Annotated in this window: 21 protein-coding genes; 4 read left to right on the forward strand and 17 right to left on the reverse strand. The window is 73.2% G+C overall.

Annotation, left to right across the window (positions count from 1 at the left end):
• The 8 genes from AH6_RS18535 to AH6_RS18570 form a co-directional block, all read right to left on the reverse strand.
• Positions 1-1,371, reverse strand: a complete 1,371-nt coding sequence (locus AH6_RS18535; protein ID WP_067481467.1) for a lipopolysaccharide biosynthesis protein — start codon at positions 1,369-1,371, stop codon at positions 1-3.
• Positions 1,364-2,167 (reverse strand): polysaccharide deacetylase family protein, encoded by an 804-nt coding sequence (locus AH6_RS18540; RefSeq protein ID WP_067481469.1) that lies wholly within the window; start codon positions 2,165-2,167, stop codon positions 1,364-1,366. The genes AH6_RS18535 and AH6_RS18540 overlap by 8 nt, the downstream gene beginning before the upstream one ends.
• 39 nt (positions 2,168-2,206) lie before the next feature.
• Positions 2,207-3,244 carry a glycosyltransferase family 2 protein gene (locus AH6_RS18545; protein ID WP_067481471.1) on the reverse strand — a complete coding sequence of 346 codons (1,038 nt, stop codon included), beginning with the start codon at positions 3,242-3,244 and terminating at the stop codon, positions 2,207-2,209.
• Positions 3,241-4,311 (reverse strand): GNAT family N-acetyltransferase, encoded by a 1,071-nt coding sequence (locus tag AH6_RS18550; protein ID WP_067481473.1) that lies wholly within the window; start codon positions 4,309-4,311, stop codon positions 3,241-3,243. The genes AH6_RS18545 and AH6_RS18550 overlap by 4 nt, the downstream gene beginning before the upstream one ends.
• A complete protein-coding gene (locus AH6_RS18555; protein ID WP_083983134.1) occupies positions 4,308-5,198 on the reverse strand; it encodes a glycosyltransferase family 2 protein in 891 nt (296 codons plus the stop codon). Before AH6_RS18555 ends, AH6_RS18550 begins: the two co-directional genes overlap by 4 nt.
• Before the next feature lie 395 nt (positions 5,199-5,593).
• Positions 5,594-7,051, reverse strand: coding sequence for a maltokinase N-terminal cap-like domain-containing protein (locus AH6_RS18560; RefSeq protein WP_307190391.1), 1,458 nt, complete (start codon positions 7,049-7,051; stop codon positions 5,594-5,596).
• Positions 7,052-7,089: 38 nt separating this feature from the next.
• On the reverse strand, positions 7,090-8,829 hold the full coding sequence (gene treS, locus AH6_RS18565; RefSeq protein WP_157431567.1) for a maltose alpha-D-glucosyltransferase: 1,740 nt from the start codon (positions 8,827-8,829) through the stop codon (positions 7,090-7,092).
• 377 nt (positions 8,830-9,206) lie between these two features.
• Positions 9,207-11,219, reverse strand: coding sequence for an alpha-1,4-glucan--maltose-1-phosphate maltosyltransferase (locus AH6_RS18570; protein ID WP_169807877.1), 2,013 nt, complete (start codon positions 11,217-11,219; stop codon positions 9,207-9,209).
• Between the two features lie 186 nt (positions 11,220-11,405).
• Here AH6_RS18570 and AH6_RS18575 point away from each other — a divergent pair, with 186 nt between their 5' ends.
• Positions 11,406-11,960: a VanZ family protein gene (locus AH6_RS18575; protein WP_157431563.1), complete on the forward strand. Its 555-nt coding sequence runs from the start codon at positions 11,406-11,408 to the stop codon at positions 11,958-11,960.
• Positions 11,961-12,015: 55 nt separating this feature from the next.
• The gene (glgP, locus tag AH6_RS18580; protein ID WP_067481477.1) at positions 12,016-14,610 is read left to right on the forward strand and encodes an alpha-glucan family phosphorylase; all 2,595 of its coding nucleotides are present in this window, start codon (positions 12,016-12,018) and stop codon (positions 14,608-14,610) included.
• Between the two features lie 39 nt (positions 14,611-14,649).
• Here glgP and AH6_RS18585 read toward each other — a convergent pair whose 3' ends face one another.
• From AH6_RS18585 to AH6_RS18600, 4 genes are read right to left on the reverse strand one after another with little or no spacing between them, the layout of a single operon-like run.
• Positions 14,650-15,207, reverse strand: coding sequence for a hypothetical protein (locus tag AH6_RS18585; RefSeq protein WP_067481479.1), 558 nt, complete (start codon positions 15,205-15,207; stop codon positions 14,650-14,652).
• A 25-nt stretch (positions 15,208-15,232) separates the two neighbouring features.
• A complete protein-coding gene (locus AH6_RS18590; RefSeq protein WP_067481481.1) occupies positions 15,233-15,478 on the reverse strand; it encodes a helix-turn-helix transcriptional regulator in 246 nt (81 codons plus the stop codon).
• 12 nt (positions 15,479-15,490) lie between these two features.
• Positions 15,491-16,345 (reverse strand): ABC transporter permease, encoded by an 855-nt coding sequence (locus AH6_RS18595; protein ID WP_169807878.1) that lies wholly within the window; start codon positions 16,343-16,345, stop codon positions 15,491-15,493.
• 29 nt (positions 16,346-16,374) lie between these two features.
• Positions 16,375-17,250: an ABC transporter ATP-binding protein gene (locus tag AH6_RS18600; RefSeq protein ID WP_067481485.1), complete on the reverse strand. Its 876-nt coding sequence runs from the start codon at positions 17,248-17,250 to the stop codon at positions 16,375-16,377.
• A 117-nt stretch (positions 17,251-17,367) separates the two neighbouring features.
• Here AH6_RS18600 and AH6_RS18605 point away from each other — a divergent pair, with 117 nt between their 5' ends.
• The gene (locus AH6_RS18605; RefSeq protein WP_067481487.1) at positions 17,368-18,573 is read left to right on the forward strand and encodes a sensor histidine kinase; all 1,206 of its coding nucleotides are present in this window, start codon (positions 17,368-17,370) and stop codon (positions 18,571-18,573) included.
• 115 nt (positions 18,574-18,688) lie between these two features.
• On the opposite strand, the gene AH6_RS18610 is transcribed toward AH6_RS18605, so the two are convergent.
• The 3 genes from AH6_RS18610 to AH6_RS18620 all read right to left on the reverse strand — a co-directional run bounded on the left by AH6_RS18610 (position 18,689) and on the right by AH6_RS18620 (position 21,277).
• Complete coding sequence (locus tag AH6_RS18610) at positions 18,689-19,843, reverse strand: lipase family protein (RefSeq protein ID WP_245679373.1); 1,155 nt, start codon at positions 19,841-19,843, stop codon at positions 18,689-18,691.
• Positions 19,844-19,909: 66 nt separating this feature from the next.
• Positions 19,910-20,770, reverse strand: coding sequence for a hypothetical protein (locus AH6_RS18615; protein ID WP_067481489.1), 861 nt, complete (start codon positions 20,768-20,770; stop codon positions 19,910-19,912).
• A 3-nt stretch (positions 20,771-20,773) separates the two neighbouring features.
• The gene (locus AH6_RS18620; protein ID WP_067481492.1) at positions 20,774-21,277 is read right to left on the reverse strand and encodes a SigE family RNA polymerase sigma factor; all 504 of its coding nucleotides are present in this window, start codon (positions 21,275-21,277) and stop codon (positions 20,774-20,776) included.
• An 86-nt stretch (positions 21,278-21,363) separates the two neighbouring features.
• Between AH6_RS18620 and AH6_RS18625 the strand changes: the two genes are divergently transcribed.
• Positions 21,364-22,206: a M55 family metallopeptidase gene (locus tag AH6_RS18625; RefSeq protein ID WP_067481494.1), complete on the forward strand. Its 843-nt coding sequence runs from the start codon at positions 21,364-21,366 to the stop codon at positions 22,204-22,206.
• Between the two features lie 57 nt (positions 22,207-22,263).
• Here the strand turns inward: AH6_RS18625 and AH6_RS18630 are convergent, their stop codons facing one another.
• Together AH6_RS18630 and AH6_RS18635 are read right to left on the reverse strand one after the other, a co-directional pair.
• Positions 22,264-22,800, reverse strand: coding sequence for a P-loop NTPase family protein (locus AH6_RS18630; protein WP_067481496.1), 537 nt, complete (start codon positions 22,798-22,800; stop codon positions 22,264-22,266).
• A gap of 24 nt (positions 22,801-22,824) precedes the next feature.
• A complete protein-coding gene (locus tag AH6_RS18635) occupies positions 22,825-23,361 on the reverse strand; it encodes a GNAT family N-acetyltransferase (RefSeq protein ID WP_067481498.1) in 537 nt (178 codons plus the stop codon).

Genomic DNA, 23,361 nt, shown 5'->3' on the forward strand with positions numbered 1-23,361 from the left:
TCAACTGATATCCCGCCCCGCGCCGGTCGTGGAAGGTCCGCCCGCGGCCACATCCGGGGCGGGCGGCCGGACGATCCGGCGCAGCCCCGGCAGGATCGCCAGCGCGACCACGACGTTGACCGCGACGACGGCCACGCCGATGGTGAACAGGTGGGCCGGGTCGATCAGCACGACGACCAGGCCGAGCACCCCCGCCAGCCGCACGCCCTGGAGGACGGCGATCAGCCGGGTGCGGTTCAGCACGCGCAGCGCGCCGATGTACAGCTCGATGACGGCCTTGGGCAGCACCGCCAGCGCCAGCACCTGCAACAGGGGCGCGCCGGTGGCGTACTCGTGCCGGTAGACCTCCAGCGCGAACGGCGCCGCGACGATCACCACGACGGTGACCGGCGCCATCAGCAGCACCGTGCGGCGCAGCGCGGCCCGGGTGGACTCGGCCAGCCGGTCGCGGTCGAAGGAGCCCTCGACCGTCAGCGAGAACGAGAGCGTCAGCGCCAGCAGGTCGAGCATCATGCCCGGCACCCACGCCATCTGGAAGTAGGCGTAGGTCGTGGGCGTCAGGTAGGCCGCCACCACCATCGGGACCAGGCTCACGGTGGCGAACTGGAACGCGCCGCCCAGGTAGCCGGTGCGCAGGTAGGCGGCGATCTCGCGGCGGGTGGAGCGGTGGCCGCGCCCCTCGTTGGCGCGCCGGTGCCCGGGGATCAGCCGCCCGAAGAGCAGGAGGTTGACCGGGACGAGCAGCACCATCACCGGCACGTACCAGGCCAGCACGATGCCGTTGTGCGGGAACGCCCCCGCCAGCGCCACCAGCAGCCCCAGCCGGATCAGCGACCACACGGTGTTGACGACCGGCACCCATCCCGCGTCCCGCAGGCCGGTGAAGGTGCCCTCCATGGCGTTCCACAGGTTCCACGCGATCGCCATCGTGACGAACACCAGCCCGGGGCCGAGGCCGTGCAACTGGTCGAAGTTGTCCCAGCCCGCGCCCCAGACCTCCAGCGTCACCAGGAACGCCGCCCCGACCAGCGCGGCGGCGACGGTGCCCAGCGCGTAGCAGGCCAGCACCAGCGCCCGGGTGTGCCGCGCGGTCTCCGGGATGAACCGGATGAGCAGGAAGTTCAGCATCGTGATGCCGCCGACGAACATGATCGCCTGGTTGACGGCGGTGTTGCGGCCGAGGTCGGCGGGCTCGTAGAAGGCCGGGCCCGACAACCAGAACGCCGCGCCCAGCAGCGTGGTGACGCCGCCGTTCAGCATCAGCGCGTAGGCGTTGCGGAACAGCGGGTTGGACAGCTCGCGCCGCAACCAGCCCGGCGCGCTCTCCGGCGACGGGTCGGGCGCGGCGGTGACGGGGACCTGGTCAGACACGGCGCGCCGCCCTGCGGGCCCCGTACCGGGCGCGGCGCACCACCGCGTAGCCCCGGGTGAGGAGGTGGTCCTTGAGGAAGACCAGGGGGACGCCCCTTCCGTCCGCGACGCGACCGAACGTGGCGAGCGAGGTCGACATGCGGACGGTGAGGCGGGGGATCGCCAGCACGTCGGCCCGCGCGGCACCGCCGTCCGGCGCAGGAGCGAGCCGGTTGGCGACCGCGCAGGCGCTGTCGTACCCGGCGGCGCGCACCGCACGCCGCACGCGCGCGCTGGAGTAACCGAAGGGATAGGCCATCGTGGTGACCGGGCCGCCCAACCGTTCTTCCAGCAGCCCCTTGTTGCGGATCAGTTCCTCGCGCAGCGCGGCGTCGCCGAGCTGGTCGAGCTGAGGGTGGCTGTGGCTGTGCCCGCCGACCTCGACGCCGTGCGCGGCGGCCTCGCGGACCTGCGACCAGGCCATCATCGTGTCGAGGGGACGCCCGGCCGCGTCGGGCCCGGCGTCGGCGAGCCAGCCGGTGGTGACGAACACCGTCGCGGGGAAGCCGTGCCGCTCCAGCACCGGCAGGGCGTGCTCGTGGAAGTCGGCGTACCCGTCGTCGAAGGTGATGACGATCGGCTTGCCGGGCAGGCCGGGGCCGCCCAGCGCCGAGAACGGGACGGGCGTGAACCCCCGCTCGGCCAGCAGCGCCATCTGGTCGGCGAACGCGCCGGGGGAGACCGCGAGGGCCGCCGTCCCGCGCGGTGGCCGCGCCTTGATCGAGTGGTACATCAGCACGGGGACGTGCGCGTTCATCGACTCACCTCCGTTCGCCGTCTGGACGTGGGCGGGCGCTCACGCCGCTCCGTCGCCGCCGTCGACGCTCCTCGCGACGACTTCGGCCTGCGCGCGCCGCGACCGGCGGCGCGCGCCCTGCACGCCGACCGCGTAGCCCCACGCCGTCCAGGCCAGGCCCACCGTGATGGCCCCCGCCCGGCCCAGCCCGGCCGGATCGCCCCGGAACGCCGCGCCCACCCCGTGCAGCGCGCCGCGCGGCAACGTCTTCAAGGCGTGCGCGCGCTCGCTGGCCAGGCCGTCCTGACTGCCGACGCTCTGGGTGACCAGCGCCTTGGACAACCCCTCGGCGTAGCAGCGCTGCCGGAAGTAGGCGAAGCGCGCGCGCTCGGCGGGCACCCGGTGCCAGATGACGGCCCGGTCGTCGAACACCAGCTCCGACCCGGGGCTGCGCTGCCGCAGCCGGATGCAGAACTCGGTCTCCTCGCAGCCCAGCGGCCGTTTGTGGAAGCCGCGCCCGATCCCGGAGTCGAAGCCGCCCGCCAGCGGGAACATCTCGCGCCGGAACGAGGCGTTGCCGCCCATCAGGTTGCGCACCGGGCCCGGCGCCATGCCCCGGTAGGTGCAGCCCACCGTCCAGTCGAACTCCTCGGGGAACCAGCCGGGCCGCGTGCCGGTGGTCTCCGGCACCGGCGTGCCGACCAGCGCGCTGGAGGGCGTGGAGCCCGGCCACATCGGCAACGTCAGGCCGCCGACCCCGGCGACGGCCGGGTCGCCGTAGTGCCCGGCGAACGCCGCCAGCCAGCCGGGCGCGGCGACCGCGTCGTCGTCGAGGAAGGCGACCACGTCGCCGCGCGCGACCGCGACGCCGGTGTTCTTGCCGCCCGACAGGCCGCGGTTCTCGCGGTTCTGCACCACGGTGACGTCGGCGAGCGAGCGCCGGAGCCGGTCGTGCAGCGCCGGGTTGTGGTCGACCACCACGATGATCTCTTCGGGGGCGTGCCGCTGGGCGCGCACCGACGCGACGGCGGCGTGCACGTCGTCCCACCGCCGCTCGGTGTAGGCGCAGATCACGACGGAGATGGCCAGGGTGCTCATGTCGCCCGCCTCCTCAGCCGAGCGTACGCCTTGAGGACCCGGTCGGCCCGGCGGTACAGCACGGGGTTGTCGAGCACCGCGCCGCGCGCCCGGTTGAGCGGCTCGGTGCGCGCCCAGTGCAGGCCCGCGCCGGGCGTCGGCCGCGCTACCCGGCCCTCGGCGATGGGGATCTCGCGGCCCTTGAAGCCCTCCTTGAACTCCTTGCCGCCGCGCCCCATCGCGATCTCGGCGACGCCGTTCTCGGCGCATCCCCGGGCCAGCCGCAGATGCCCGATCATGCCGGGGGAGTACCGGCCGAACCGGGTGTCGTAGGCGGGGAACCAGCCCGCCATGACGGGCCCGTTGCGCAGCCCGAAGTGCGTCGACACCGGCTCGTCGCCCGCCCACAACACGCTCAGCACGCCGAAGCCGGTCTCGTGGAAGTGCCGTACCAGCTTGACGATCCACGGCCGCGCGAACCGGTCGGTGCGGCCCGTGCGGTTGTACTGGTCGGACTTCCAGGCCATGAGCCGCCGCAGGTCGGCGGCGTCGGCGGAGGCGAACTCGTACCGCAGCTCCCCGACGTCGCGGCCGAGCTTGCGCTCCTTGTAGCGGATGGTCTTGTGGGTCTTGGGGGCGGCCTTCTTCATGTGCGCCTCGAACGCCTCGAACCCCTCGGCCAGCTCCATCACCGGCTCCACGCGCCGCACGGCGTGGAACGGGACGAAGGCGGCCTGGTCGGCCAGCAGGTGGTCGAAGTCCCACACGCTCAGCCCGCAGGCGCGCAGCAGGGCGCGCGCGTCGAACCGCAGGCCGGGCGGGGCGATCATGCCCTGGAGGTCGGTCAGGCCGAACCCGACCGGGTGACCGATGCCCAGCGGCCCGCGCTGGTAGGGGAAGAAGCCCGCGACGCGCGGCCCGTCCTCCAGCACCGCGACCCGGACGTCGTCCCGGAACCGCGCGACCCCGAGCACGAACTCGGGCGCCAGGAACGGGTTGCCCAGATCGGGATGGGAACCCTGCAACTCGCGCCACCGCTCGACCTCGGCGGCACCGAGGTCGGCCGGGCGGACGACGTGGACTCTCACTCGGTGCCGGTCCTGCTGAAAGCGGCCGACCGCCAGGTCAGGCGCACCGGGTCCACCGGGCCGGTGTGGGCGGTGGAGAGGGTGGGGGCGGACTGCTGCTCGGGGAGGGGCTCCAGGGCGCCCTTGAAGCGCAGCCGCACCATCGTGCGCAGGACGCGCCAGCCGTCGCGCCAGGTGTTGAGGTTGGACTCGCCGAAGCGGCGCTCGGTCTCGTGGCTGGCCACCTCGGCGATCCGCAGCCCGGCGCGGACCGCGTTGACGCACATCTCGGTCTCGATCTCGAAGCCGGTGGACTCCAGCCGCAACCTCTCGACCGCGTCGCGGCGCATCGCGACGTAGCCGTAGCAGAGGTCGGACCAGTTCTGCCGGTAGAGACGGTTGGCGAAGCCGGTGAGCGCCGAGTTGCCGAGCCGCCGCAGGCCGGTCAGGTCGTCCGAGCCGCCCCCGCAGCCGTACCGGGTGCCCTTGACGAAGTCGTAGCCGCGGCACAGCAGCGCCAGGAACGAGTCGAACTCGGCGGGGTCCATGCTGCCGTCGGCGTCCAGCATGACGATCATCTCCGAGGTCGCCGCGGCCATCCCCGTCCGCATGGCGCTGCCCTTGCCGGTGGGCGGCTCGACGATGATCTTCGCGTCCGGGCGCACCGCCAGCACGGTCTCCACCGTGCCGTCGGTGGACTCCCCGTCGACGATCACGATCTCGTCCACGGCGGCGAGCCGCGGCATGAGCCATCGGAGGTTGGCGGCCTCGTTGAGGGTCGGGATGACGGCGGTGACGGTCGGCCAGCGGCGGGCGTGACCCGAGACGTTGAGCAGGTTGCCGGGGCGCGGGAGGGAGGCCGCCCTCTTCGCACCGGTGACGCGCACGGAGGAATCAGGAGATGACATGGGAGTCCCCGTAAGTGGTCGATGTCTTATCCCGGTTAGATGTCGGGTCCGCCCATCATGTTGGGACTATTGCGCGGACGGCTCCGCAAAGTTGCGCAGGCATCCCTACGCACCTGGTACGGCTCCTGCCGGTAAGGGACTGGTCACGGTCCGCGTGCCCGGTCATAAAGGACGAAAAGCCGCATTGTTCGGACTGAGGGGTGGCCGGATGCGGCCACTGGCCTGGGACTTTGCCCGGCCGTTTTGCGGGGGTTCGCGGAGATGGGTGGGACGGGTGGGGCCGCGCACGTCTCCTGGAAATGATCAAGAACCGCCGTTCCCGGGCCGGGAACGGCGGTTCACATAAGATCATTCAATGGCGTTGGAATGATCTCGAAGGCGGCTTACCCGCCCCTTCATTCGGACGCCAGATGCGCCAGGGAACGGAGCGGGACCGGCAACCACGACGGCCGGTTCCGTGCCTCATAACGGATTTCGTAGACCGCTTTGTCGAATTCCAGCGCCCGCATCAGCACCGTGTACCGCTCGGGGTCCGCACCCCCCGCCTCGGCATAGCCACGGCAGAACGCCGCCCGGTTGCGGGCCGCCCACGCGTGCGCGCGAGCCTCCAGCCCCCGCGCGGTCTCCGGCGGCACGTTCTCCTCACCGGCCAGCAGGAACCGCGCCGCGTACTCGAACGAGCGCAACATGCCCGCCACGTCGCGCAGCGGGTGGGAGGACGCGCGCCGCTCGGTGGCCGTGCGCGCGGGCTCGCCCTCGAAGTCCAGCAACATCCACCCGGTGTCGGTGCGCAGCACCTGCCCCAGGTGGTAGTCGCCGTGCACCCGCTGGAACGGCAGCGGCCCGGCGGTGGCGGCCAGCTCGTCGAACGTCGCGCCGATCGCCCCGGCGTACGGGGCCAGCTCGGGCACCGTCCCGGCGACGTCGTCGAGCTGGCGCCGCATCGACGCCGCCAGCTCGCGGATCTCGCACGCGGGGACCTCGGTGGTCCCGAACGCCGCCGCCAGGTCGCGGTGCACGGCGGCGGTGGCCGCGCCCAGCCGCTCGGCCTCGCCCGCGAAGTCGCCGCCCGCGCCGCCGGCGTCCTCGGCCGTGACCGGCCCCGGCGGCAGGGGGTGGGCGAACCAGTCGCGCACGCTGGTGAGCGCGAGCTGCCAGCCGTCGCTGGCGCTGCGCAGGTACTCCGACAGCAGCGCCAGCGTCATCGGCTCGCCGCCGTCGCCGGGTTCCAGCTCGATCCAGCCGTGCACGGCGGGGACGTGCGCGCTGCCCTGCCGCGACAGCGCGAGATTCACCTCCAGGTCGGGGCTGACGCCGGGCGACAGGCGGCGGAACAGCTTGCAGATGTGGTCGGCGCCGAAAATGATCGAGGTGTTGCTCTGCTCGGCCGACAGGGGCAGCCCGCCGAGCGTCGGGTCGATGCTGCTGCCGGGCGCGTGCCGGAACCGCAGCGGTCCCGCCGTCGCGCCGTCGGCCATCGCCGCCAGCAGCAGCCGGGTCAGCTCGGGGTCGTACGCCGCGTCGTAGACGTGCCCGGCCGCGCCGCCGCCCGCGACCCGGCCGATCTCCCCGGACCGCAGCCGGTCGGGCAGGTGCCGCCGCACGCCGAGCAGCACCTGGTAGTGGTCCAGGTCGCCGCCCTGCCGGACGTCCAGCACCAGGTGGCGCAGGCCGGGCTCGCCCGGCAGGAGTTCGGTGGCGGTGCCGATCGACAACTCGTCGATCGGCCGGTCCTTCCCGGCGAACCAGCGTTGCCGCGGCAGCCACTCCCGCAGCAGCGCCGCGAGCGACCCGTCGGTCCGCGGGGGATCGGACGGTGGGGAGGGGGCGGGCACCGGTGGGGCGGGTGCCACGGGGGCGGACGTTGCGGGGCGGTCGGGCTGCCGCACGGTCAGATCACCTCGTCACCGGAGTCCTCGGGGGGCGGCGGAAGCAGGAACCAGTAGAAGCCGTGGCCGGGCAGGGTCAGCAGGTACGGCAGCTCGCCGATCGCCGGGAACTGCACCCCGCCCATGCACTCGATGGGGGTGGAGCCGCGGAAGCGCCGCAGGTCCAGCTCGACGGGCTGGGGGAAGCGCGACAGGTTGTTGACGCACAGGATGGTGTCCATCCCGCCCCACTGCTCGCCCTCGCCCAGCTCGCGGACGAACGCCAGCACGCTGGGGTTGGACGCCGACAGCTCCACGTACTCGCCGACGCCGAACACCGGGTGCCGCTGCCGGATCTCGATCATCTTGCGGGTCCAGTGCAGCAACGAGCCGGGGTTGTCCTTCTGCGCCTCCACGTTGACGCCCTGGTACCCGTAGATCGGGTCCATGATGACCGGCAGGTAGAGCCGGGCCGGGTCGCAGCGGGAGAACCCGGCGTTGCGGTCGGGCGTCCACTGCATCGGGGTGCGGACGGCGTCGCGGTCGCCCAGCCAGATGTTGTCGCCCATGCCGATCTCGTCGCCGTAGTAGAGGACCGGCGAGCCGGGCAGCGACATCAGCAGGGCGGTGAACAGCTCCAGCTGGTTGCGGTCGTTGTCGAGCAGGGGCGCGAGCCGCCGCCGGATCCCGATGTTGGCCTTCATCCGGGGGTCCTTGGCGTACTCGGAGTACATGTAGTCGCGCTCCTCGTCGGTGACCATCTCCAACGTGAGCTCGTCGTGGTTGCGCAGGAAGATGCCCCACTGGCAGTTCTCGGGGATCTTGGGGGTCTGCGCCATGATCTCGGAGATGGGGTAGCGCTGCTCGCGCCGCACCGCCATGAAGATGCGCGGCATCACCGGGAAGTGGAAGGCCATGTGGCACTCGTCGCCGCCGGCGGCCGGGTCGCCGAAGTAGTCGACCACGTCGGCCGGCCACTGGTTGGCCTCGGCCAGCATCACCCGGTCGGGGTAGAGGCGGTCGACCTCGGCGCGCACCCGCTTGAGGTAGGCGTGCGTCTCGGGCAGGTTCTCGCAGTTGGTGCCGTCGCGCGCGTACAGGTAGGGCACCGCGTCCAGCCGGAAGCCGTCGATGCCGAGGTCCAGCCAGAAGCGCAGGACCTCCAGCATCGCGTCCTGCACGTCGGGGTTGTCGAAGTTGAGGTCGGGCTGGTGGGAGAAGAACCGGTGCCAGTAGTACTGGCCGCGCACCGGGTCGTACTGCCAGTTGGACGTCTCGGTGTCGACGAAGATGATCCGCGCCTCGGGGTAGCGGTCGTCGGTGTCGGACCACATGTAGAAGTCGCCGAACGGCCCGTCGGGGTCGGACTGCGAGGCCAGGAACCACGGGTGCTGGTCGCTGGTGTGGTTCATGACCAGGTCGGCGATGACGCGGATGCCGCGCGCGTGCGCCTCCTCGATCAGCTCCACGAAGTCGCCCAGCTCGCCGAACTCCGGAAGGATCTTGGTGTAGTCGCTGATGTCGTACCCGCCGTCCTTCAGCGGGGAGTGGTAGATCGGCAGCAGCCACAGGCAGTCGACGCCGAGCCAGCTCAGGTGGTCCAGCCGGCTGATCAGGCCGCGCAGGTCGCCGTAGCCGTCGCCGTTGGAGTCGGCGAAGCCGCGCACCGACACCTCGTAGAACACCGCGGTCTTGAACCAGTGCGGGTCGCGCGGGGTCGCGGGGTCGAAGCCGTCGGGGATGGGGTCGTGCTGGGCGGGCAGCGCGTCCGAGGGGATCTCGTGCGCGGGCTCGTCGCCCGGCACCACGCCCGGCGGGGTCAGCGACGGGTCGTGCGCCCGGTCGGAGGGCGCCGAGGGGGCGCCGCCCGCGGCGGGGCGCAGCGCGTGCGACTCGCGCGACTCGGTGATCGAGCGCGGCTCGTTCTCGCGTCGGCTGCGCTCGGCGGAGGCGCTGGGCAGGTCGGGGGCGGCGCGGCCGGGGCCGGGCGCGGAGTCGGCCGGGGTGGGGTCGGCGGGCGCGCGTCCGGGGCCGAAGGGGTCGGAGGTCACGGGGGCGTCGGTCTGCGGGGCGCCGGTCTCGGGACGGCGGGGGGATCGGGGAGTCCCCTCATGGGGAGCTGAGGGCTGTCGCGGATTGCTCAACTCGTTGTTCTCCGGAGCGTGAAGATGTGGGCAGGCTGGTGGTGGGGGTCGAGGCGCACGTAGTTGGCCTGCCGCCAGGTGTAGGTCTCGCCGGACAGCTCGTCGGTGACGGCGAACTCGGCGTCGTGCTCCAGACCGAGGGCGTGCAGGTCGAGGTGGACGGTCGCCTCGCGGGCCTGATGGGGGTTGAGGTTCACCACCGCGATCACGACGTCGTCCAGCAGCTTCTTCGAGAAGCACACGAACTCGTCCTGGTCGATGTGGTGGAACCGCAGGTTGCGCAGCCGCTGCAACGCCGGATGCGCCCGCCGCAGCGCGTTCAGCCGCGCGATGAGCGGGGCGATGCTGCGGCCCCCGCCCTCGGCGGCCTCCCAGTCGCGCGGCCTGAGCTGGTACTTCTCGGAGTCGCGGTACTCCTCACTGCCGGGCCGGACGGGGGTGTTCTCGATCAGCTCGTACCCGGAGTAGACGCCCCAGGTCGGCGACAGCAGCGCGGCCAGCACGGCCCGGATCTCGAAGGCGGGCCGGCCGCCGTGCACCAGGTACTCGTTGAGGATGTCGGGGGTGTTGACGAAGACGTTGGGCCGCATGTGGGTCGCGGCGTCCCCGGCCAGCTCCTGGAAGTAGCCCTCGATCTCGTGCCGGGCGTTCTTCCAGGTGAAGTAGGTGTAGGACTGGTGGAAGCCGATCTTGGCCAGGGTGTGCATCATCGCGGGCCGGGTGAACGCCTCGGCGAGGAACAACACGTCGGGGTCGGTGCGGGCGACCTCGGCCAGCAGCCGCTCCCAGAACGGCACCGGCTTGGTGTGCGGGTTGTCCACCCGGAAGATCCGCACGCCGTGGTCCATCCAGTGCCGCAACACCCGCAGGATCTCGGCGTAGACGCCCTCGGGGTCGTTGTCGAAGTTGAGCGGGTAGATGTCCTGGTACTTCTTGGGCGGGTTCTCGGCGTAGGCGATGGAGCCGTCGGCGCGGGTGGTGAACCACTCGGGGTGCTCGGCGACCCACGGGTGGTCGGGCGAGCACTGGAGCGCGAAGTCGAGCGCGACCTCCAGGCCGAGGTCGTTGGCGTAGGCGACGAACGCGTCGAAGTCCTCGATGGTGCCGAGGTCGGGGTGGACGGCGTCGTGCCCGCCCTCGGGCGAGCCGATCGCCCACGGCGAGCCGGGGTCGTAGGGCCCGGCGTCCAGGGTGTTGTTGGGGCCCTTGCGGAAGGTGCGGCCGATGGGGTGGATCGGCGGCAGGTACACGACGTCGAAGCCCATCTCGACGACGGCGGGCAGCCGCTTCATCGCGGTGCGGAACGTTCCCGACATCGGGCCGCGCCGCCCCAGGGGGTCGATCTGCGCGCCCTCCGAACGCGGGAAGAACTCGTACCACGACCCGTACAGCGCGCGCTCGCGGTGCACCTGGACGGGCTGCCACTCGGTGACGGTGAGCAGGTCGCGCAGCGGGTAGCGCTCTTCCAGGTCCAGCACGTCGGGGGCCTGGGCGGCGGCCAGCCGGGTCTCGGTGGGAACGGTCCGATCGGCGAGCGTGGCGGCCAGCCGGGCGAACACCGGCTGGTCCTTGGCGGGCAGCCCGGCGGCGGCGCGCTCGAACAGCAGCGCGCCCTCGGCGAACATCAGCTCCACGTCCTGGCCGCGCGGGATCTTGATCTCGGTGTCGTGCCGCCAGTGCGCGACCGGATCGCCCCACGCCTCGACGCGGTAGTGCCACACGCCCGCCGCCGTCGGCGTGACCTCGGCGGCGAGCCGGTCGAGACCCTTGGCGATCTCGGTCATCCGGGCCGGGGGCAGCTCGCGCCCGTCGGGGTCGCGGAGCACGGCGGCCGCGCCGAGCATCTCGTGGCCCTCGCGGAACACGGTGGCGCTGATCTGGAAGGTCTCGCCCACCACGGCCTTGGCGGGCCACGCGCCGCACTCGACGCGCGGCGCCACGTCGAGGATGGGAATGCGGCCAAGTGTGGTCAGATCCGTCTTCTGGGACGTATTGGACTCGATCCGCATGCGCCATCCCCTACCCGCTCGTGATTTCCAAAACCGTCCATGCCCCCGATCGGCCCCTTACCGCCTCGTAGGGGGACCTAACTTTGCGCCACACATCACTACCGCCCCGCTCGGAACGCCGCCGGTGAGGCCGGTTGCGGACACCTCGCGGCGAACCCGGCGGGCCGCCCGACCGTCTTTCCAGACGTGCCGGATCATGTGCCGATCGAGGCGCTGCGGGCGCTGGCGTTGTGGACGGTGACCGTCGCGGCGGCCGTCCTCGCGGTGTGGCGGCCGCTGGTGCGCCGCACCGGGTGGGCGCGGCTGCCGACGCTGGCGCTGCTGGTGTGGACGGGGCTGGTGTTGTCGATGACGCTGCCGATGCGCGTGGGCCCGGGGGCGGGCGGCCGGATGGCGCACTGCGCGGCCGATCCGGCCACCGACGTCGTCCGGTCGGTCGAGATCTTCGGCACGCGGGGCCTGGAGGACGTGATGAACGTGGCGTTGTGGGTGCCGTGCGGCTTCCTGGCCGTGCTGGCGACGCGCCGCGCCCTCGCCGCGCCCGCCGTGCTCGCGCTCGGCTTCGTGGGGGTGGAGTTCCTCCAGGCGCTGGACCCGGGCCGCGAGTGCGACCCCGGTGACTGGCTCTACAACTCCGCTGGCGTGGCCGTCGGAGCGGCGGTCGCGTCGCTGGTCATCGCGGTGCTGGGACGGGTGTCGGGGCAAGGGCGGCGAGCGGGGGCGGACCGGTCCGTGAGGTGATGTTCTCCTCGCCGGACTCGCGAATCACCGTGATCAACGCATAACGTGGCGGTGCGTGAAGGCAATTCGACGACTCACCGTACGTACCGTCCTTCCCGAACCCCTACGCCCACTCGAAGAACTCATCCTCAACCTGCGCTGGTCCTGGCACCACGAGACGCTGGACCTGTTCCGGGCGGTGGACCCGGCGCTGTGGGAGGCCGTCGGGCACGACCCGGTGCGGCTGCTGGGCGAGGTCGCCCCCGAGCGGCTGGACCAGCTCGCCCACGACCGTCGCTTCCTGCGCCGCCTCCAGGACGCCGTCGAGGAGCTGCGCGAGTACCTGACGGCCGACCGCTGGTACCAGTCGCGGCCGGGCGCCCCGGCGGCCATCGCCTACTTCTCGCCCGAGTACGGGATCACCGCCGCGCTGCCGCAGTACTCCGGCGGCCTCGGCATCCTGGCGGGCGACCACCTCAAGACCGCCAGCGACATGGGCGTGCCGATCGTCGGCGTCGGCCTGCTGTACCGGCACGGCTACTTCGCCCAGTCGTTGTCGCCCGACGGGTGGCAGCTGGAGCGCTACCCGCCGATCGACCCCAACGGCCTGCCGCTGACGCTGCTGCGCGAGCCCGACGGCACGCCGGTGCGGGTGGCCATCGGCCTGCCGCAGGGCCACGACCTGCACGCCCAGGTGTGGCTGGTGCGCGTCGGCCGGGTGCCGCAACTGCTGCTGGACTCCGACGTCGAGGACAACGACCAGGCCGCCCGCGACATCACCGACCGCCTGTACGGCGGCGGCGGCGACCACCGGCTCCTCCAGGAGATGTTGCTCGGCATCGGCGGGGTGCGGGCCATCCGCGCCTACTGCCGCATCACCGGCCACCCCGCGCCGGAGGTGTTCCACACCAACGAGGGGCACGCCGGGTTCCTCGGCCTGGAGCGCATCCGCGAGCTGATCTCGGAGGAGGGCCTCAGCTTCGACGAGGCGCTGGAGGCCACCCGCGCGTCCACGGTGTTCACCACGCACACGCCCGTCCCGGCGGGCATCGACCGCTTCCCCCGCGAGCTGGTCCACAAGTACTTCGGCGGCGCGAACGAGGAGGCCGAGGTCCCGGTCGAGCGCGTGCTCGACCTGGGCGCCGAGACCTACCCCGACGGCGATCCGACCGTGTTCAACATGGCGGTCATGGGGATGCGCCTCGCGCAGCGCGTGAACGGCGTCTCCAAGCTGCACGGCGCCGTCAGCCGGGAGATGTTCGGCGGCCTGTGGGGCGGCTTCGACACCGCCGAGGTGCCGGTCGGGTCGATCACCAACGGCGTGCACGCGGGCACCTGGGTGGCCCGCGAGATCCTCGACCTGGCCGCCCGCGAGGTGCCGTCGGTGCTGGAGTCGGGGCACGGCTGGGACGGGGTGCGCGGCGTCCCCGAGCACGAGATCTGGCGGGTGCGCCGCGAGCTGCGCGAACGCCTGGTGCACGAGGCGCGCCGCCGCCTGCGCGAGTCGTGGCGGCAGCGCGGCGCGAGCGCCGCCGAGATCGCCTGGATCGACGACGCGCTCGACCCCGACGTGCTGACCATCGGGTTCGCGCGCCGGGTGCCGTCCTACAAGCGGCTGACGCTGATGATGCGCGACCCCGAGCGGCTGCGCGCGCTGCTGCTGGACCCCGAGCGGCCGGTGCAGATCGTCATCGCCGGGAAGGCGCACCCCGCCGACGAGGGCGGCAAGCGCCTGATCCAGGACATCGTGCGGTTCGCCGACGGCGAGGACGTGCGGCACCGCATCGTGTTCCTGCCCGACTACGACATGGCGCTCGGCCAGTCGCTGGTGCAGGGCTGCGACGTGTGGATGAACAACCCGCTGCGCCCGCTGGAGGCGTGCGGCACCTCGGGCATGAAGGCGGCGCTGAACGGCGGGCTCAACCTGTCGATCCGCGACGGCTGGTGGGACGAGTGGGCCGACGGCCAGAACGGCTGGGACGTCCCGTCCGCCGACGGCCTGGCCGCGCCCGACCGCCGCGACGCGCTGGAGGCCGCCGCGCTCTACGAGCTGGTCGGCGAGCACGTCGCGGTCACCTTCTACGACCGCGACTCCTCCGGCCTGCCGCGCCGCTGGCTGGAGATGGTCAAGCACACCATCGCCACGCTCGGCCCGAAGGTGCTGGCCAACCGGATGTTGCGCGACTACGTGGAGGACTACTACGTCCCGGCCGCCGTGTCGGGCCGCGCGATGGCCGCCGACTCGCACTCGGGCGCCCGCGCGCTCGCGGCGTGGAAGCAGCGCGTCGTGAAGGCGTGGCCGGGGGTGGCGGTCGAGCACGTGGAGTCGTCGGGCGAGGAGAGCCCGCACGTCGGGACGGGCCTGCCGGTGCGGGTGGTGGTCGACCTGGGCGGCCTGGACCCGGCCGACGTGACGGTGGAGGCCGTCTACGGCCGGGTCGACGACGCCGACGCGCTGGTCGAGCCGTCCTACCTGGAGCTGACCGGCGGCGAGCCGGTGGAGGACGGCCGGCGGCGCTACGTGGGAGAGATCCCGCTGACGCGCAGCGGGGCGTTCGGCTACAGCGTCCGCGTGGTGCCGCACCACGCGGGGCTGGCGGGCCGGGCCGAGATGGGCCTGGTCGCGCTGCCGCCCGCGCCGCACGGGATGACGAACGGCGACCTGCGCTGACGGGCGGGCCCGGGGGAGCCGAGGGCGGCTCCCCCGGGCTCAGCCCTCGCCGTGCTCGTGCTCGTCGTCCTCGTCGTCGGGCGGCGCGTCGGGGAGCCGCCAGGCGATGATCAGCGCGGGCAGCGCCGCCACCGTGGCGATCAGCGCGACGAACAGCAGGACCGCCGCCGCGCCCGGCAGCCGCTCGGTGTAGCCCTCGCCCGGCATCAGGCTCATGACGGCGGCGAGACAGAGCAGGAGCAGCACGAGCGTGGCGCGGTGCGCGGTGCCGTGGGCGTTGATCCGCTCGGCGGCCTGCCGCTCGTCCAGCAGGTGCGCGGGCAGGCCCACGGTGCCGCGGGTGGTGACGATGATCCTGCCGTAGGCCCACAGCCCGACCGGCAGGATGACGGCCAGCACCGCGAAGTTGGTGTACATCGCGGCGTCGCTGGGGGCCAGCGCCAGCGACACGCCCGCGTTCGCCCACAGCAGTGCCAGGCAGGCGCCCGCCGTCGCGGCGAGGCGGCGGCGGTGGTGCCGGGTGAAGGACTCGGCGGGCAGGCGGCTCTCCTCGATGCGACGGAGCTGCTTGGCCTCCCGCGCGTTGCGGGGCTTCATCGGGACGATCTCCTTCGGGTGGTGCTCAAGCGGTGCTGCCGAGGCGGGGGAACGGCCGCAGCGAGAAGACGACCTCCACCGGCACCTCGAAGTACTCGGCGATGCGCAGGGCGAGGTGGAGGCTGGGGCTGTACTCGCCCCGTTCGAGGTAACCGACGGTCTGGTAGTGGACGTCCAGGGCCGTCGCCAGCTCGCGGCGGGAGATGCCGCGCTCGGCGCGCAGCACCGCGATCCGGTTGTGGACGTGTTCTTTGTCGGAGGACACCGGCACAGTCTCCCGGAATCAGTACGCGCGCCGGACGGCGCTGTGCCGCCGCCGCTCGGCCAGCCGGGAGCCGGACTCGCGGCGCGTCATGCGCTGGAGCAGCCACGGCGCGAGCAGCAGCCCGGCCACCGCCCACAACGACATCACCCCGGCGGCCTCCCACAACCGCCAGCTCCCGCCGATCTCGGCGGCCAGCATCGAGTCGGGCAGGAACACCGACCGCAGGCCGAGGCCCTGCCAGTACAGCGGGAACGCCTGCGCGACCCACTGCGCCGGCTGCGGCAGCGCGGTGATCGGGAACAGCACGCCCGAGATCACCATCAGGCCCATCATGGCCAGCGACAGCGCGGCGGCGGCGTTGCGGGCGTCGCGCACCACCGCGCCCAGCGCCGCGCCGATCGGCGCGACCGACAGGGTGCCGAGCGCCAGCACCCAGGCCAGGGTGAGCCAGTCGCCCGGCGCGGTGGGCAGGGTCAGCTCGGTGAACGCGAGCCCGGCCGCCAGCATCAGCACGACGTAGGTGGCGATCTGCCCCAGCACCGAGACCGTGCGGCCGACCAGGTAGGCGGTCATGCCGCCGGGCAGGGCGCGCAGCCGCAGGAGCGCGCCCTCCTCGCGGTCGGCGGTGATGCCGAGCGCGAGGTTCATCAGGGCCGCCGAGAACACGCAGTAGGCGACGAACCTGGCGGTCATCAGCACGGCCTTGGACGCGCCGGTGCCGGGGACCGTGCCGTGGCCCTGCCAGCCGACGAGCGCCACCAGCATCACCACCGCGCCGACGGGGCCGGTCAGCAGCTCGCGGCGGTCGCGGGCGAACTGGAGGTACTCGGTGCGTCCCCGGCGCAGGCCGGTCCTGAGGACGGTGGTGTTCACGCTGGGCCTCTCTCGGGTGGTCGGGGCGCTCATGCCGCCGCTTTGACGGGCTCGGTGTCGTCGGCGGTGCGGGTCAGGTCGAGGTAGCTCTCCTCCAGCGACGGGCGGTGCACCTCCAGGCCCGGCACCGGGCCGCCGAAGCGGCGGTGCAGCTCCCACACCAGCGCGGACGGGTCGGGGGTACGGGCCTCGCGGGGTGCGCCGTCCTCGGTCCAGCGCACCCGCGACCCGGCGCGCGCGAACGCCGCCAGGTCGCGGGGCGTGCCGGTGACGGCGACCCGGCAGCCCGCCAGGATCGCGATGCGGTCGGCGAGCCGTTCGGCCTCGGCGAGGTCGTGGGTGGTGAGCAGGATCGTCATGCCGTCCTCGCGGGCGAGGCGCTCGATCAGGTCGTGGAACTCGCGGCGGGCGCGCGGGTCGAAGCCGGTGGTGGGCTCGTCCAGGAACAGCAGCTCGGGGCGGCCGACCAGGCCGAGCGCGACGTCGAGGCGGCGGCGCTGCCCGCCCGACAGGTCGCGGATCGTCTTGCCCGCCTGCTCGGTCAGGCCGAGGGCGGCGAGCAGTTCGTCGGGGTCGTGCGGGCGCGGATGGAACTCGGCGAGGTGGGCCAGGAGCTGCCGCACCTTCCAGCGCGGGTGGTCGCGCCAGTCCTGGAGCACGATGCCGAGCCGCGCCCGCCAGGCCGCGCCGCCCTCGTCGGGGTCGGCGCCCAGCACCGCGACCTCGCCGGAGGAGCGGCGGCGGAAGCCCTCCAGGATCTCGATCGTGGTGGTCTTGCCCGCGCCGTTGGGGCCGAGCAGCGCGAACACCCCGCCCGCCGGGACGTCCAGGTCGACCCCGCGCAGGACCTCGGCGCGGCCGTAGCGCATGCGCAGGTCGCGGGTCCGGATGGCCGGGTCTGTCATGGTTCCCCCTTGTAGCGGGCGTCCGACTTTTCGCTGTAGCCCTGCTTTCGCTGATAGTAGGTGTACTACATCTCGTCGCAGGGATGCAAGAGATCGTTCTGCTGGCAGGATGGGCGCGTGCGTTTCCGGAACCCCCCGCTCCGCCTGCTGCACGGCCGCGCCGCCGACGCCGCGCTCGCCGCCGGGCTGCTGGTGTTCGTGCTGGCCAGCACGTTCGCCATACCGTCGGACGCCCGCTACGGCAGCTCCTCCTCCCCGGCCGTCGGCGTGCTGCTGACGGTGGTGACGTGCGCGGCGCTGGTCTGGCGGCGCGACCGTCCGGTGGCCGTGGGGCTGTTCACCGGCCTGACCTGCACGGTCTACTACCCGCTGTCCGAGCCGGACGGGCCGCTGGCGGTGGCCTACGTGATCGCGCTCTACAGCGTCGCGGCGGCCGGGCGGCTGGCCGTGGCCGCGCTGCTCGGCCTGATCGCGGTGGCGGGCACCTACTACGGCGAGGAGCACACCGGCGTCAACCACCTGGAGGACGCCGGGTTGTACCTGCTGGCCGGGTGGCTGGTCGCGGTGGTGGCGGTCGGCGCGGTCATGCACAACCGCCGCGCCTACCTGCGCGAGGCCGAGCGGCGGCTGGCCGAGGCCGAGCGGGGCCGCGCCGAGGCGGCCCGGCGGCAGGTGACCGAGGAGCGGCTGCGCATCGCCCGCGACCTGCACGACGTGCTCGGCCACCACATCTCGCTGATCAACGTGCAGGCCGCCGCCGCGCTGCACGGCCTGCACCGCGACCCGTCGGCCGCCGAGTCCGCGCTCACCGCGATCAAGGGGGCGAGCAAGGAGACGTTGCGCGAGCTGCGCGCCACGCTCGGCGTGTTGCGCCAGGTGGACGAGGAGGACCCGGCTCCGGCGGCGGGCCTCGCCCGGCTCGGCGACCTGGCCTCGGGCGCGATCGCGGCGGGTCTCGCGGTGCGGGTGGAGCAGGACGGCGCGGCCCCGCCGTCCGGCCTGTCCGCCGACGCCGACCTGGCCGCCTACCGCGTCGTTCAGGAGTCGCTGACCAACATCACCCGCCACTCCGACGCCGCCACCGCGCTGGTGCGCGTGCGCCGCGCGGGCGACACGGTGATCGTGGAGGTGGAGGACGACGGCGCGCCGCTGGGCGAGGCGACCGCCGGGAGCGGCACCGGCCTGCGCGGGATGCGCGAACGCGTCACCGCCCTGGGCGGCGAGCTGACGGCGGGGCCACGGCCCGAAGGCGGCTTCGCCGTCCGAGCCGTGTTTATCGGAGCTCTGGCCCAACGGGACTCGCCTGGCGGCTCGCCCCGCTGACCAGCGCTTGGCGAGTGCCACATCGCTTCGCGATCTGTCCGGGCGGGGCTCGCCTCCGGCTTTGCCCCGCCCGGACAGTTAGTCACTCGCGCGACGGCTGGGGTCGTTGGGTGCCTTAGTTCTTGAACAGGCCCGCGACGAACTTGGTGGTGTCGGGCAGGGAGGCGGCCATCGTGCCGCTGTGGTCGGCGCCCGCGTACGCCTTGAACGTCAGCGGCGCGCGGCGGAGCTTGAGGTCGGCGACCAGCTTGAGGGTCAGCGGGATCGGCACGGTGGTGTCCACCATGCCCTGCGCGATGTAGAACGGCTTGCCGTAGCCGGTCAGCGGCACCTCCAGCACGTTGCGCAGTTCCTGGAAGAAGCGCGCGTCGAACAACGACCGGTTGAGCAGCTTGCCGATCCCGACACCCTTGGTGCGGTTCACCATGTCGGCATAGCAGAGGTTCTCCGCGTCGGCCACGACCTGCTTGCCGAGCGGCGTCAGATACCTGTCCAGGTCGAGACCCGGCCGGGCCGCCCGGACGCCCGCCAGGATGTAGGCCGTGTAGGCGGTCAGGTCCGGCAGCGGCAGGTCGGGGATGTACGGCCCGGCCAGCGCCACCATGCTCTCCAGGTTGGAGGGCGGGCCGGTCGCCACCGCGCCCCGGAAGTCCAGGTCGGGCGCGTACTTGGGGGCGAGCGCGGCGGTGAACAGCGCCGCGTGGCCGCCCTGCGACTGGCCGATCGCGACCCACTTGGCGGCCAGCGACCGGTTGACCGAGCGGGCGGCGCGCACGATGTCGGCGGCCGAGTAGGCGGCGGTGCGGCCGTCCAGGTAGGGGTGCACGCCCGGCGTGCCGAGGCCCACGTAGTCGCTGGACACGATGGCGTAGCCGCGCGCCATCCACTGGGTGAGGTAGGTGACGTCGCGCTCGGACCGCCCGGCGGTGGACGGCGCGCAGGCGTCGCCGAGGCCGACCGTGCCGTGCGTCCACGACACGACCGGCCAGCCGCCGCGCGGCGGCGTCCCCTTGGGCACGAAGATCGCGCCGCTGCTCAGCGCGGGTTTGCCGCCGGGACCGGTGGAGCTGTAGACGACGCGGTGCGCCGCGCCGCTGCCCGGCAACCACAGGTTCGCGGGCAGCGGCGTCACCGACACCACCGTGCCCGCCTTCTGCGGCACCGCCCGCCGTGGCGCGGCCTGGGCGGGCGAGGCGAGCGGGACGGCGGCCAGTACGGCACAACCCAGGGCGAACATCCGGCGCACGGCGACCTCCAAGATCACGGTCACCCTAGACCGGGGAACATGCCCGCGATAAGAGCCGTGTCCGAATCGTGCCACCCCGGCGGCGGCGTCCTAGGCCAGCACCGAGCCGAGACAGCGCAGATCGTCGGCCGACAGGGCCGTCATGCGGGCGATCCTCCCGGTGAGGCCGGGGCAGGCGCGGTTCACCTTCGTGCTCTGGGCGGGCGTCAGGTCCCGGCAGCCCAGTTCCACGAGGGCGTCGCCGTCGAGGCGAGGGGTGCAGAGGACCGACAGCCTGAGCCCGGAGGTGACGTGAACGGACTTCCTGGCCTGCGTCCTCGGTCCCGAAAGCGCGAGGGCCGAGCCCGGGGGAGAGCCCTTCTCGTTCGCGAGGATCAAGCCCCTCGACCCGGGGGACCACAGGGGCCGCCCGGACGCGTCGCTCTGCCCCTTGCCGGTCACGTCCCGCGCCCGGTCGAGGAACGCCAGCACCGACGTCCCCGCCGGGAGCAGCCGGCGGATCTTCTCGATCGACGTGGTCGGGCCGGTGCCGACGGCGATGGTCTCGCCCGCGCTTCCGCCGCCCCGGAGCGTCCGGGTGACGCGGACCTCCACCAGCGCCCTGTCGGGGAAGGCGCTCGGTCGCGCGTCGTGGGCGGCGGGGAGGGGCGCGAGGCGCACCACCGTCCCGAGCACCACGCGCGCGGATTCGACGTCCCCGCCTCGTTCCCGGGCCCCGGCCGGCGTCTGCGAGTCGGACAGATGGGACGTCGTCCCCTGCCCGGGAAGCGCCTGGGGCACGACCACGGCGGCGGCGACGGCCGCGGCCGTCACCGTCACGGCGGCCGCGCGGCGGCGACGGCGCACCCGGCGACCGCCCGCCTCGGCCCGCGCGGCGAGACCGTCCCGCGGGGACGGCGCGCCGCCGTGTTCGGCCAGCGTCTCGCGCAACTCCTGCTCGCTGTACGGCACCGCTCAGCTCTCCTTTCGCACGGGGGCGAGCGACGGATCGACGCGCAGCTTGGCCAGCGCCCGGCTGATCTGGCTGCGCACCGTCACCGGCGAGCAGCCCAGGATCTCGGCGATGGCGGCGTGCTCCAGGTCGGCGAAGTAGCGCAGCACGACCGCCGCGCGCTCCCGCCGTCCCAGCCTGGCCAGCGCCTCCCACAGGACCTCGCGGTGCTCCGCGCCGGCCGCCGCGGGAGCGGGCCGGTCGGGCAACTGCCCGGTCGGCACCTCGGCGCGCCAGCGCCGCCGCCACCAGGAGGCGTGCGTGTTGACCAGGATCCGGTACACGTAGGGATCGGGATCGGCGCCGATCCGCCGCCACGCCAGCCACGCCTTGGTCAGCGCGGTCTGCACCAGGTCCTCGGCGGTCGCCCAGTCCCGGCACAGCAGGTAGGCGGTGCGCAGCAGCCGCGCCGACCGCTGCGCGGTGTACTCCCCGAAGTCGGGCCCGTCCGCCTTGCCGTCCGTCATGCACGCTCCTCGTCGTGTCGCTCGCGGACTACTACCGCCGAGACGGCCCGGAACGTTGCGTCCGAAGCCGGGCATTATCGGGTGGCATGAAAGTTTTCGTCTCAGTGGACATGGAAGGCGTCTCCGGACTCACCGACGCCGAGGAGATGCGCGCGGGCGGCCGGGGCTACGAGCGCGGCTGCGAGCTGATGACCGGCGACGCCAACGCCGCGATCCGGGCCGCGTTCGACGCCGGGGCGGCCGAGGTCGTCGTCACCGACTCGCACGGCGGCGGCCGGAACCTGCGCGCCGACCTGATCGACCCGCGCTGCACGCTGGTGCGCGGCCCCTACAAGCCGATGCGCATGGCCGAGGGGCTGGACGGCACCTTCGACGTGGCGCTGTACGTCGGCTACCACGCGCGGGCGGGCGTGCCCGACGGCGTGCTCAACCACACGTGGATGGGCCGGGAGATCTACAACGTGCGGCTCAACGGCGAGATCGCCGGGGAGATCCGGCTGATGGCCGCCTACGCCGCGACGCTGGGCGTGCCGGTCGGGCTGGTCGCCGGGGACGCGGCGGCCTGCGCGGAGGCGCGCGAGGCGCTCGGCGGCGTCGCGACCGTGGCGGTGAAACAGGGCAGCGACCGGTACGCCGCCGCGCTGGTGCCGCCGCCCCGCGCCCAGCAGATGATCTACGAGGGGGCGGCGCGGGCGCTGGCCGCGCCGGACGGCTGGCGGCACGGGACGGTGGCGGCCCCCTACACGCTGGAGATCGAGTGGAGCTCCACCGCGATCGCGCAGTCGGTCGCGGTGGTCCCGGGCGTGAAGCAGGCCGGGACGCGCGCGACGTCGTTCACCACCGACGACTTCACTGAGATCGTGGGCTTGCTCGGGGTGTGCGCGACCATCGCGGGGGAGGTGGGCTGCACCGGCCTGCACTACGACTGAACGCGGGACGCTCCGCTGAGCCCCATCTCCGGGACGAGCAGCTCGACGCCGTCGCCATCACGTGGAAGAGGTCGTCCACGCGTCGTGCTCCAACCACGCCAGATCGCGCAGCCGCCGCGCGCCGGTGACGCGGACGACGCGCACGCCGGGATGGCGGGCGGCGAGCGCGGCGGTCGCGGCGCGCTTGCGCGCGTGCTGCGTCCAGGCCCAGCGGACGGGATGGTCGGCGCGCAGCCAGTCGCGCCACCGCTCACGGTTGCCGTTCCAGAGTTCCCGGCCGGTGACCGCGCGCGACACCGAGCGGCGCAACACCCGGGCCATGACCGTGCGGCGCGGCAGATCGAGCCAGACGACGGTGTCGGCGCGCTCCCACAGCAGGTCACCGAGCTTGCCGTGATACTGGTCCTCGGTCACCCAGCGGCCAGTGGCGCTAAAGGCGGTCACTTCGGTGACGAACGTCGGACGCGGCTCCCAGCCCGGCCCGTGGTGCAGCGCGTCCAACTCGTACCGGGGCAGGCCGTAGCGAGCGGCGAGACGGGTCGCGAGCGTGGTCTTGCCGGCCCCCGAAACACCCGCCACCAGAACCCGTTCCATGATCCTCCCCGCTTGCGTGCAGGCTCAGCCCGTCGGCACCCAGAAGCGGAGCTTCTCGCCGCGCCTGTCCTCCAGGACGCCCCCGCAGTTCTCGATGGTCTTCCGGGAGCCCACGTTGTCGTGGTCGCACGTCACCAATACCGGGTCGATGCCCAGGGCGTGCACGGTCGGCAGCGAGGCCCGCAACATCGCGCTGGCGTGCCCGCGCCGCCGCGCCGACGGGCGCACGTCGTAGCCGATGTGGCCGCCCACGTCGAGCAGCCACGGGGTGAGCCGGTGCCGGATCGCCAGCCGTCCCAGGTACTCGGGGCCGTCCACCCACCACAACGACGTGGCGGGCACCCGGCCCTCCGGGCGCGGCGTCTCCTCCAGCGCGTCCGCCCGCAGGTCGCGCACGTAACGCGCGAAGCCCTCGGGGGTGTCCCACGCCGGGCCGTAGCGGCGGATCTCCCGGCACAACATGCTGGACTCGTCTCGCCCGCGTCCCTCGGCCTGGAACTCCTTCATCGCGAGCAGGAAGGATTCCTGGACGGTTGCGGTCGGCGGCGTTAGTTCGGGCAT

It is taken from the genome of Actinomadura hibisca NBRC 15177, from assembly GCF_001552635.1.
Lineage (GTDB): Bacteria > Actinomycetota > Actinomycetes > Streptosporangiales > Streptosporangiaceae > Spirillospora > Spirillospora hibisca.